Below are 10,255 nucleotides of genomic sequence, written 5' to 3' on the forward strand. Positions count from 1 at the left end.
ATGAGTGGGATGAAAGGTTGGCAGATTTTCCGACATTCGTTCAATCTGGTGATGGCCAATCTGGAACAGGCCTTGCGCCTTTCGCTGGTTCTGTATCTCATTCAGAGCATTTACACGGTCTACAGTTTCCTGAATCCGCCGCAAATGATGGACTTCGAAGGAACGCAGGTGCCGGTCATGTCGCCGGAAACGATCTTTCCGACCATCATCTTGGGTATTTTGGCGGTGATCGCCAGCCTATGGATCGCGGTCGCGTGGCATCGTTTTGCGTTGACCGGGGAAAGCACGTCTGGCTGGCTGCCTACGTTTCATGGCTCCGCGGTCATGGGGTATCTCGGGCGGTCCATCCTGATCGGCGTGTTGGTTGTTCTCGGCGTGATGGTTCTGTCGATTCCCGTTGGCATCATTTCCATTGGGTTGCCTGCGGTGGCGGGTGTCATGTCGTTGGTTCTGATTGGCGTAGCTGCGTATCTGTTCTTCCGATTGGGTGTGATGCTGCCGGCTGCTGCGCTGGGCGATAAGCTGACGCTGGGAGAGACCTGGGACGTGACCAAGGGGCAAAGCGGAACGATCCTTGTTCTTGCGTTGATCGTGGTCGGCGCAAGCGTGATCATCCAGCTTCCTTCTTGGTTCAACGATAATCCCAGTTCCGCGATCAACGTGGTCTATTCGCTGGTGGTCAACTGGTTCGCCACGATCATCGGGATTTCGGTTTTGACCACGCTTTACGGGCATTTCGTAGAAGATCGCCCCATTGACTGAACGCTTGCGCCCGTGCGCTACTGCCCCGAGGGGGATATATGACTGATTTTGCCCAATCCGCGCGTGACGCGACCCTCGCGATGCGCGAGGTTTTCCCGCCGACGCCGCTGCTGCGTAATGCGCATCTGTCGGAACGATACGACGCGGAGATTTACCTCAAGCGCGAAGATCTTTCCCCTGTACGCAGTTACAAGCTGCGCGGAGCGTTTAACGCGATGCGCAAGCGTTCCGATGTGGAGCTGTTTGTCTGCGCAAGCGCGGGAAACCATGCACAGGGCGTGGCCTATATGTGCAAGCATTTCGGCAAGACCGGCGTGATTTTCATGCCGGTGACAACCCCACAACAGAAGATCCAGAAGACCGCGATGTTCGGGGGCGATAACATCGAAATCCGTCTGATTGGTGACTATTTCGACGATACACTGGCCGCTGCCCAAGCGTTTTGCGCCGAAGCCGGGGGACATTTCCTGTCTCCGTTCGATGATGAGGACGTGATCGAAGGGCAAGCCAGCGTCGCGGTCGAGGTGATCGAACAATTGGGCCGGATGCCGGACCATATCGTCTTGCCTGTCGGTGGTGGGGGTTTGTCGGCTGGCATGCTCAGCTATCTTGGCACTGATTGCCAATATACATTTGTCGAACCGGCTGGTGGTGCGTGTTTGCGCGCGGCACTTGAGGCTGGCAAGCCGGTGCGTCTTGATTATGTGAACACCTTTGCCGATGGCGCTGCGGTGGGTCAGATCGGGCAAAAGACCTTTGCGCGGCTTAATGGGATCGGGTTGGCGAATACGCTGACGATCAAGGAAGACCGTCTGTGCACCACGATTCTTGAAATGCTCAATGTTGAAGGGATCGTGTTGGAGCCTGCCGGTGCTTTGTCGGTCGATGCGTTGCAGGATTTGGGTCAGTCGATCAAGGGACGTACAGTTGTGTGCGTGACCACCGGCGGCAACTTCGATTTCGAGCGTTTGCCTGAGGTCAAGGAACGGGCCCAGAAATACCTTGGATTGAAGAAATACTTTATCCTGCGGCTGCCGCAGCGCCCCGGTGCGCTTAAGGATTTTCTGAACTTCCTTGGTCCTGAGGACGACATCGCACGGTTCGAATACCTGAAGAAATCGGCACGGAACTACGGTTCTGTGCTGATCGGGATCGAAACGCGCAATGCGACCAATTTCGACCGGCTTTTCGGGCAGCTGAATGCGGCGGGTTTTACCTATCAGGACATCACCGACGACGATCTGCTGTCGCAATTCGTGATCTGATGCGGTTCGACGGGGCAACTGCGATTGTCACCGGGGCTGGGCAGGGCATCGGCGCGGCCTTGGCCCGGGCTTTGGCGGCACGGGGCGTTTACGTTCTTGTGTGCGATTTGAACGGTGACGACGCAGGGCGGATTGCGGATGAGATCGGCGGCGTGCCGTATCAAGGCGACCTGAGCGATCCGGGTGACATCGTTGAGATGGTTGCTGCTGCGGAGGCTGCTTTTGGCCAAGTTGACATGTTGTTTTCCAACGCGGGTTTCGCGCTGGGCGAGCCAGATGGTCCAACATCGCGGCCAGATGCGCATTGGCAAAAAAGCTGGGATTTGCATGTCATGGCGCATTTGCGCGCGGCGCGGTTGCTGTTGCCGAAGATGGTCGAGCGCCGGTCCGGCGTTCTGGTCAATGTCGCATCGGCGGCTGGAGTGCTGTCGCAGATCGGGGATGCCGCTTATTCCGCGACGAAACATGCCGCAGTCAGTCTGGCGCAATCGCTGGCAATCGAACACGGCAAGGACGGAATTCAGGTGTCTGTTGTTTGCCCGCTTTACGTTGCAACGCCGTTGTTGGGCTACGATTCGCCCGATGACTTGCGTCCTGATGGGGTAATTACACCCGATGCGGTGGCCGAGGCGACTTTGCGGGGGATCGAAGAAGGACGGTTCATGATCTTCCCGCACCCGGAGGCGCAGACTTATTTCGCACAGCGCGCTGCCGATACGGACCGATGGATCGCAGGAATGCAACGTTTGCGTGATCACGTCTTCGAACAGGCAGACGGATCGGACCCGGCATCACTCCATAAATTTATCTAGGCAGCGAACCGCTGCGCATATTCGGCTTCGAACAGAATGCGGGACTGGTTGTACAGGGATTTCAGGTAAGGGATATCAGTTTGGATGCAGCCCTTGGCGGCGGCTGATTCTGCTGTGCTGCAGGTCTCTGCAAGCTGCGAAAATCCCAGATTAAGTGCCGAGCCTTTCAGGAAATGCATCAGCTCCTGCAGAGTCTGGCTATCGTTTTCAGCATGTTTGAGCCGAGACAGCGTATCCTCAACCTCCATTAGGAAAAGTTCCGCAACCTCGGCGAAATCTTCGGGGCCGATTTCATCGCGCAGTTCTTCAACACGTGTCCAGTCGATCATGAGACCCTCCATCACGTGGACGGGGTAACAATCAAAGATGAAGATTCTGCAAAACAACGCTGCCTGATGTCGTGGATTTTGGTTTTCACTTTCCGTTAACACCCAGCAGCTAAAGAGACACCGGGGGCCGACGCATGGGTTGGTGAAGGTTATGTTTCAGAGCGCGAAGTTTGCGTTCCCCGATGTGCAAGACGCGCTTCTGCGTCGCGTGCTTGTCGTTGACGACAGTCGCGCACAGCGTCAGATCCTCACCCTCATGCTGAAACGTTGGGGGTTCGAGGTGGCGGAGGCGGAAGATGCCGAAACCGGCTTGGAACTGTGCCAAACGTTTCAACCGGATTTCATCATTTCGGACTGGATGATGCCGGGGCTGAGTGGTCCGGAGTTTTGTGCCGCCTTCCGCGCGACCCGGCGGGCGGCCTATGGCTACTTTATCCTTCTGACATCGAAATCCGAAAAGGCGGCCGTGGCCACCGGGCTGGAATCCGGGGCTGATGATTTCTTGACAAAGCCAGTGAATGGCGACGAATTGCGCGCCCGGATCAATGCCGGTGCCCGTATCCTGTCGATGGAGCAGGAACTTCGGTCGAAGAATGCGGTGATCGCTGAAACACTGGCCGAATTGCAGAGCATTCATGCCTCCATCGACAAGGATCTTCAGCAAGCGCGAGTGCTGCAGCAATCCTTGATGCCTGTCCGATCTGCGATTTTCGGCAACAGCCGGGTCAGTGTGCTTTTGCGGTCCTGTGGACATGTCGGTGGCGACCTTGCCGGAATGTTCTCGGTCGAAAATGGCGATTTCGGCCTGTTTAGTCTCGATGTATCCGGCCATGGCATCACGTCAGCCATGATGACGGCCCGTGTTGCGGGGTATCTGAGTTCGGAATTTCCCGACGAAAACCTTGCGTTGCAGCGGGGTGATGACGGGTTTTCCTTCCTGCCACCGGCACACATGGCGTCACGTCTGAATGCGAGGGTGGTCGGACAGCAGGGCGTGACCGAATACCTGACCTTGGCCTATGTCCATGTTGCCCAAGAAACCGGAATTGCGCGGTTTGTCCAAGCGGGGCATCCGCCACCGCTTCTGCTGCGTGGTGATGGAACGGCAGAGTTCATCGGTTCAGGAGGATTGCCTGTCGGCTTGATTGACGATGCCATGTTCCATGATCACACACTCCAGCTCGCACCGGGCGATCGGCTTTTGCTCTATACAGACGGGTTTACCGAAGCAGTCCTGCCTGATGGGTCAATGCTCGACACTGTAGGTCTTCTCGACGTGGTCCACACGATTGCTTCGGGTCTTTCGGGGCCCGATTTCCTGGATGCACTTTACGATGCGTTGCGCGACAGATTGGCTGGCGCGACCGAGTTTGACGACGATATCTCAGCTGCGCTTCTGGAATATGGTCAGGTGTGACGCATAGCGCGCCAAGAAATCGCGGTCGCCGGAATTGGCCAATGTGTTTAACGCCTCATCGACACCCATCCACAAAGCGGTGTGCCCCGGCTCCAAAGGGTCGCCATATGGAATAACCGGAGAGGCCATGTAAATCAGGCAGATTTTCTCTGCCCAGAGATCGTATTCCGGCATGTAGGTGAACCGCCGATACGCGCCCAGACGTCGGGGTCGGGAGATGCGCCAGCCGGTTTCTTCGTAGACTTCCCGAATCAAAGCCTGGACTGGGGATTCACCCGGGTCGATGCCACCACCCGGCAATTGCACCTCGGGTTCCGGAGCATCCTGATGTGTCAGAAGCAAGCCGCCCTCAGTTGGCAAAATGGCATAAGCGCCTGTTCGAACCTTGTAGGATCGCCCTGTTTCGGGTGCCTCGCCGTGCCTGCGCATCGTGTCATTCCCCTTCTGCCCCTTGGACCTGCCAGATCGTCCCTTATATAGTCCCGAACATGCCGGAGGGCGGCAAGCAAGGAAAATCCATGACACTCGGATCGAAAATCGCCTGGGACGACACCGTCCTGCCATTTCAACTTGACCATTCGGACATTCGTGGCCGAGTGGCTCGTCTGGACGGGGTGTTGAGCGGAATTCTCAAGCAGCACAACTACCCGGCCCCGGTGGAAGCGCTTGTGGCCGAAATGGCGTTGCTGACCGCGTTGATCGGGCAGACGATCAAACTGCGCTGGAAGCTGTCATTGCAGATCCAGACCAAGGGTGCTGTGCGCATGATTGCCACGGATTTTTATGCGCCCGAAGCCGAAGGTGAGCCTGCACGCATTCGCGCTTATGCCAGCTTTGATCCTGACCGGATCAACGATGGGCCCGCGATGGCGCAGATCGGCGAGGGGTATTTTGCGATCCTGATGGATCAGGGTAAGGGGATGCAGCCTTATCAGGGGATCACACCGCTCACGGGCCAGACCTTGGCAAGCTGCGCGGAAGCGTATTTTGCACAGTCCGAACAGTTGCCGACCAAATTCGCGCTCAGCTTTGGTCAGTCCACCGAGCCAGGTGTGCCGCAGCATTGGCGCGCGGGCGGGATTATGGTCCAACACATGCCGAAGGCGTCGCCCTTTGCCACCGACGGTGGATCGGGTGAAGGCGGTCTGTTGCACGCCGAAGATCTTTTGAACGAGGACTAGGGCGAACATTGGAACCGGGTGAACTTTCACTTGGCGACGGTTGAGGACATGGAGCTGATCGGCCCGACCCTGCCATCGACCGATCTTCTGTTCCGGCTGTTCCATGAGGAGGGACCGCGCGTGTTCGATGCGTTGCCGGTGCGCTTTGGCTGTACCTGCTCCGAAGAGCGTGTACGGCAAAGCCTATCGATCTATTCGGCCAAGGATATTTCGACGATGACCACGGCAGAGGGTCGTGTCACCGCTGATTGCCAGTTCTGCGGCGCACATTACGATCTTGATCCTGCGACCGTCGGGTTCGAGGCCGAAGAGGTGTCTGGTGAATGACCGGGTGCGGCTTGAAGCGGCGTTGTTGCAAAACAGTACGGCATCGTCCGACTTTGACCTGAACCCAGATGTGGTTCTTCCAGAGGGGCGCAAACTGCGCCCCGCTGGTGTTTTGGTGCCAGTTATTGCAGATCCGCAAGGTGCCGAGGTGCTTTTGACGAAGCGGTCGTCACGGCTGAAACACCATCCCGGCCAGATCGCCTTTCCCGGTGGCAAGCAGGACGAAGGTGATGCGGATGTGATCGCTGCAGCCTTGCGCGAAGCTGAGGAAGAAGTGGGCTTGCCGCGTGGTCATGTCGAGGTTCTTGGCACGCTTCCCACCCATGAAACCGTGACGGGTTTTCTTGTCACGCCGGTGATCGGTTGGATTGACCGGGACTTCGATGTGCAGCCAGAACCGGGCGAAGTGGCCGAGGTGTTCCGCGTGCCTTTGGCTCATGTGACGGATGTGGCGCTGTTCACCATTCAATCCCGCCGCTGGCGAGGTACACGCCGACACTACTACACCGTTCCGTTTGGGCCGTATTACATTTGGGGGGCCACCGCGCGTATCCTGCGTGGGTTGGCGCATCGGATGGGTGTGGAATGAAGGTTACCGGCGATTGGCTGAGTTCGGAGGGCACGCAAGCGGTGTTTACCGCTTTGCAAGCACGCGGGAACAGCGCCTTTGCTGTCGGTGGATGCGTTCGAAACGCGCTCATGGGTGTTCCGGTGACCGATGTCGACATCGCCACTGACGCCATGCCGGAAATCGTACAGGCGCTTGCCCAAGATGCGGGCCTCAAGTCGGTGCCCACCGGGATCGAACATGGAACCATCACAGTCGTTTCGGCGGGTGTCGGCTACGAGATCACGACCTTTCGCGCGGATACCGAAACCGATGGGCGTCATGCCGTGGTGCGGTTTTCGACAGACATGGCCGAAGATGCGGCACGGCGCGATTTCACGATGAATGCGCTTTATGCGGACGCGTCCGGTCAAGTTATCGACCCATTGGGAGGATTGCCGGACCTTGAAGCGCGACACGTGCGATTCATCGGGACTGCGCAGGATCGTATTGCTGAGGATTACCTACGCATCCTCCGCTTTTTTCGCTTTTCCGCGTGGTACGGGGACCCGGATCTTGGTTTTGATCCTGATGCGCTGGCCGCCATCGCGGTCAGCCTGGACGGATTGCGCGCACTGTCGCGCGAGAGGATCGGCGCGGAACTGATCAAGCTCTTGTCTGCGCCCGAACCGGGACCGGCGGTCGGATCAATGGCGCAGAGCGGCGTCTTGAATGCTGTTTTGCCAAGAAGCCAAATGTCTGGTTTGGCCCCGTTGGTGCATCTTGAGCAGTCTGTCGGATTGACGCCAGATCCGCTTCGGCGTTTGGCCGCACTTGCTGTATTCGACGGGACCGAATTGCGTTTATCAAAAAAGGATCAACGGCGACTTGTGCAGTATCAGAGCCTGATTTCCACATCGGAAACGGCTTCTGAACTTGGCTATCGGCATGGGCGAGACATCGCGCAGGATGTGCTGCTGCTGCGGGCGGTGCTTCTGGAAATGCCGCTTGACCCCGAGGCGATGCGTGCCGCCGAAATCGGATCTAACCAGAAATGTCCGGTCAAGCCGGGAGACCTGATGCCCGAGTACTCGGGTGCCGCGCTGGGCGAAAAGCTGCGCGAGGTTGAGGACAAGTGGATCGCGTCCGGATTTACACTCAGCAAAACTGATCTTCTGGGGTAGACGGGTTTTCTCTGGAAAAAACCCGCGCTAAAGTTGCGGTGTCATACGGACAACACCGAACATTGATTTATCTGTCGTCACGGGCCACACGCGCTTCTTCGTGATCTGGGCCTCTTGCCTGTTTCCCAAGGAGACCGTTTGGTGTTCCGCTTTTTCGAAAATCTGGTCGATCCCTACGGCCCCTACGACGAAAAGGACGCACCGCCGACGCGGCTTTTGCCGTTCATGCTCGACTACGCGCAACCGTTCAAACGGATTTTTGTCTATGCCGCGATCATGTCGGTTGTCGTTGCGTCCATCGAAATCGGGCTCATCTGGGCGATGGGTTGGGTTGTCGATATCCTTGCCGGTGATCCGACTGAGGTGTGGGAGGCCTATGGCGGCTGGCTGATTGCGCTTGCCGTGTTCATCCTGCTGGTTCGGCCTGCCTTGCAGGCCTTGGATGTTCTGCTTCTGAACAACACGATTCTGCCGAATTTCGGCACCTTGATCCGGTGGCGGGCGCACAAGCATGTGCTCCGCCAGTCGGTCGGCTGGTTCGAGAACGATTTTGCCGGGCGCATCGCGAACCGGATCATGCAGACCCCACCCGCTGCGGGCGAAGCGGTGTTCCAGGTGTTCGACGCAATTACGTTCTCGCTGGCCTACGTGATCGGGGCCTTGGTTCTGCTTGGGCAGGCGGATCCGCGTCTTGCGATTCCCATGATTGGCTGGCTGTTTCTGTATGGCGCGTTGGTGGTGTGGACAGTCAAACGGGTTGGCCCCGCGTCGCAAGCAGCGTCCGATGCGCGGTCAGAGGTGACCGGGCGTGTGGTCGACAGTTACACCAACATCCATTCCGTCAAGATGTTCGCACACAGCGATACCGAACTGACTTACGCCAAGGACGCCATCGAGAACACCCGCAAGACGTTCCAATACGAGATGCGGCTTTTCACCATCATGGATGTGGTGCTTGTCACGCTGAACGGACTTTTGATCGTTGCCGTCGTCGGCTGGGCGTTCTGGCTTTGGATGCAAGGTCAGGCCAGCGTCGGGATCGTCGCTGCGGCGACTGCGCTAACACTGCGCCTTAATGCGATGACCGGTTGGATCATGTGGGCGCTGACCTCGTTCTTCCGCCAATTGGGTGTTGTGGCCGAAGGGATGGAAACCATTGCCCAGCCCATCACGTTGGTCGATCAACCGGATGCCAAACCGTTGAACCTGACGAAGGGAAATATCGAGATTCAGTCTCTAACACACCATTATGGCCGTGATACCGGGGGCTTGAACGCGATCAACCTGACAATTAACCCCGGTGAGAAGGTTGGTCTGATCGGGCGATCCGGGGCGGGCAAATCCACATTGGTCAAGCTGCTTTTGCGATTCTACGATGCCGAGGCCGGGCGCATACTGATCGACGGTCAGGACATTTCGCACGTCACGCAAGACAGTCTGCGTCTGGCCATTGGCATGGTTCAGCAGGACAGTTCGTTGCTGCACCGCTCCGTCCGGGACAACATACTTTATGGCCGTCCCAATGCGACAGAGGCCGAGATGATCGCAGCGGCCAAGCAGGCACAGGCGCATGACTTCATCCTCAACCTGCAAGACCCGCAGGGTCGCACCGGATACGATGCGCAGGTGGGCGAACGGGGCGTCAAACTTTCGGGTGGTCAACGTCAGCGCGTGACCTTGGCCCGCGTGATCCTCAAGAACGCACCGATCCTGCTTTTGGACGAAGCAACAAGCGCGCTCGATTCCGAGGTCGAGGCGGCGATTCAGGATACGCTTTATGGCATGATGGAAGGCAAAACCGTGATCGCCATTGCGCACCGTTTGTCGACCATCGCGCATATGGACCGCATTCTGGTCATGGATGAGGGCCGGATTGTCGAACAGGGCAGCCATGACGCGCTATTGGCCAAAGGCGGGCTATATGCAGGGTTCTGGGCCCGTCAGTCGGGCGGGTTCCTTGATCCTGATACAAAGGCCGCGGAATGATACGGCACAGTTACCAAAAACTGATCCAGCTTGCCGGAAACCAGATCGACCCCGACGCACCGGCCCCGGGTGTGCCACCGATTCAGCTTCGCGCGTTCATGGCGTGGTGTCTGAGGGGCGGTTGGCGCGTGGTCTGGCTGGGCGTTGTCATATCGGTTTTGGCAGGTCTGACCGAAGTTGTGTCGATGCAGTTGCTTGGTGATGTTGTAGATGCTGTTTCTGCCACGTCGCCGGATGCGTTCTTTACGGAACACGGTGGCCTTATCTTTGCCTGTGTTTTTGTCCTTCTGATCGCACGCCCGCTGCTTTTTGGGGGACTCGCGTTGACGCAGTCGGTGATGATTGGTCCCAATATTGGGATGCAGGTCATGGCCCGCATGTTCCGCTGGACGCTTGGGCAATCCGTCACCTTCTTTGACAATGATTTCGCGGGACGACTTGCACA

At 57.7% G+C, this 10,255-nt stretch carries 10 protein-coding genes and 1 pseudogene; 9 read left to right on the forward strand and 2 right to left on the reverse strand.

The genetic code is table 11. The features are described from left to right. The 3 genes from JJ869_RS08495 to JJ869_RS08505 are packed head-to-tail and all read left to right on the forward strand — an operon-like array spanning position 1 to position 2,839. Positions 1 to 762, forward strand: a complete 762-nt coding sequence (locus JJ869_RS08495; RefSeq protein WP_292266112.1) for a hypothetical protein — start codon at positions 1 to 3, stop codon at positions 760 to 762. 38 nt (positions 763 to 800) lie between these two features. Continuing rightward, entirely contained in the window at positions 801 to 2,027 is a 1,227-nt protein-coding gene (gene ilvA, locus JJ869_RS08500) for a threonine ammonia-lyase IlvA (protein WP_292266116.1), read from the forward strand. Then, entirely contained in the window at positions 2,027 to 2,839 is an 813-nt protein-coding gene (locus JJ869_RS08505; protein WP_292266117.1) for an SDR family NAD(P)-dependent oxidoreductase, read from the forward strand. The genes ilvA and JJ869_RS08505 overlap by 1 nt, the downstream gene beginning before the upstream one ends. On the opposite strand, the gene JJ869_RS08510 is transcribed toward JJ869_RS08505, so the two are convergent. Continuing rightward, the gene (locus JJ869_RS08510; protein WP_292266119.1) at positions 2,836 to 3,168 is read right to left on the reverse strand and encodes an Hpt domain-containing protein; all 333 of its coding nucleotides are present in this window, start codon (positions 3,166 to 3,168) and stop codon (positions 2,836 to 2,838) included. The two genes, JJ869_RS08505 and JJ869_RS08510, sit on opposite strands and share 4 nt — an antisense overlap. Positions 3,169 to 3,319: 151 nt before the next feature. On the opposite strand from JJ869_RS08510, the gene JJ869_RS08515 reads away from it, so the two are divergent. After that, on the forward strand, positions 3,320 to 4,585 hold the full coding sequence (locus tag JJ869_RS08515; RefSeq protein ID WP_292266121.1) for a fused response regulator/phosphatase: 1,266 nt from the start codon (positions 3,320 to 3,322) through the stop codon (positions 4,583 to 4,585). On the opposite strand, the gene JJ869_RS08520 is transcribed toward JJ869_RS08515, so the two are convergent. After that, positions 4,553 to 5,014 (reverse strand): NUDIX hydrolase, encoded by a 462-nt coding sequence (locus JJ869_RS08520; RefSeq protein WP_292266124.1) that lies wholly within the window; start codon positions 5,012 to 5,014, stop codon positions 4,553 to 4,555. The genes JJ869_RS08515 and JJ869_RS08520 overlap by 33 nt on opposite strands. Positions 5,015 to 5,103: 89 nt before the next feature. On the opposite strand from JJ869_RS08520, the pseudogene JJ869_RS08525 reads away from it, so the two are divergent. From JJ869_RS08525 to JJ869_RS08545, 5 genes and pseudogenes are all read left to right on the forward strand, one after another. After that, a pseudogene (locus tag JJ869_RS08525) lies at positions 5,104 to 6,093 on the forward strand (Hsp33 family molecular chaperone HslO). Then, on the forward strand, positions 6,086 to 6,682 hold the full coding sequence (locus JJ869_RS08530; RefSeq protein WP_292266126.1) for a CoA pyrophosphatase: 597 nt from the start codon (positions 6,086 to 6,088) through the stop codon (positions 6,680 to 6,682). Before JJ869_RS08525 ends, JJ869_RS08530 begins: the two are co-directional and overlap by 8 nt. Further along, the gene (locus tag JJ869_RS08535) at positions 6,679 to 7,824 is read left to right on the forward strand and encodes a CCA tRNA nucleotidyltransferase (protein ID WP_292266128.1); all 1,146 of its coding nucleotides are present in this window, start codon (positions 6,679 to 6,681) and stop codon (positions 7,822 to 7,824) included. The genes JJ869_RS08530 and JJ869_RS08535 overlap by 4 nt, the downstream gene beginning before the upstream one ends. Before the next feature lie 141 nt (positions 7,825 to 7,965). Beyond that, positions 7,966 to 9,810 (forward strand): ABC transporter ATP-binding protein, encoded by a 1,845-nt coding sequence (locus JJ869_RS08540; protein WP_292266130.1) that lies wholly within the window; start codon positions 7,966 to 7,968, stop codon positions 9,808 to 9,810. Further along, on the forward strand, positions 9,807 to 10,255 hold a 449-nt coding region (locus tag JJ869_RS08545; RefSeq protein ID WP_292266133.1), incomplete at its 3' end, for an ABC transporter transmembrane domain-containing protein. The genes JJ869_RS08540 and JJ869_RS08545, both read left to right, overlap by 4 nt.

This window comes from Marivita sp. (assembly GCF_017643905.1).
Taxonomy (GTDB): Bacteria; Pseudomonadota; Alphaproteobacteria; order Rhodobacterales; family Rhodobacteraceae; genus Marivita.

What these genes read in the sequence shown, in the direction of transcription:
- JJ869_RS08535 (WP_292266128.1), top strand. Translation starts at nt 6,679, where the DNA reads ATGAAGGTTACCGGCGATTGGCTGAGTTCGGAGGGCACGCAAGCGGTG.
- JJ869_RS08495 (WP_292266112.1), top strand. Translation starts at nt 1, where the DNA reads ATGAGTGGGATGAAAGGTTGGCAGATTTTCCGACATTCGTTCAATCTG.
- ilvA (WP_292266116.1), top strand. Translation starts at nt 801, where the DNA reads ATGACTGATTTTGCCCAATCCGCGCGTGACGCGACCCTCGCGATGCGC.
- JJ869_RS08515 (WP_292266121.1), top strand. Translation starts at nt 3,320, where the DNA reads ATGTTTCAGAGCGCGAAGTTTGCGTTCCCCGATGTGCAAGACGCGCTT.
- JJ869_RS08505 (WP_292266117.1), top strand. Translation starts at nt 2,027, where the DNA reads ATGCGGTTCGACGGGGCAACTGCGATTGTCACCGGGGCTGGGCAGGGC.
- JJ869_RS08510 (WP_292266119.1), bottom strand. Translation starts at nt 3,168, where the DNA reads ATGATCGACTGGACACGTGTTGAAGAACTGCGCGATGAAATCGGCCCC.
- JJ869_RS08520 (WP_292266124.1), bottom strand. Translation starts at nt 5,014, where the DNA reads ATGCGCAGGCACGGCGAGGCACCCGAAACAGGGCGATCCTACAAGGTT.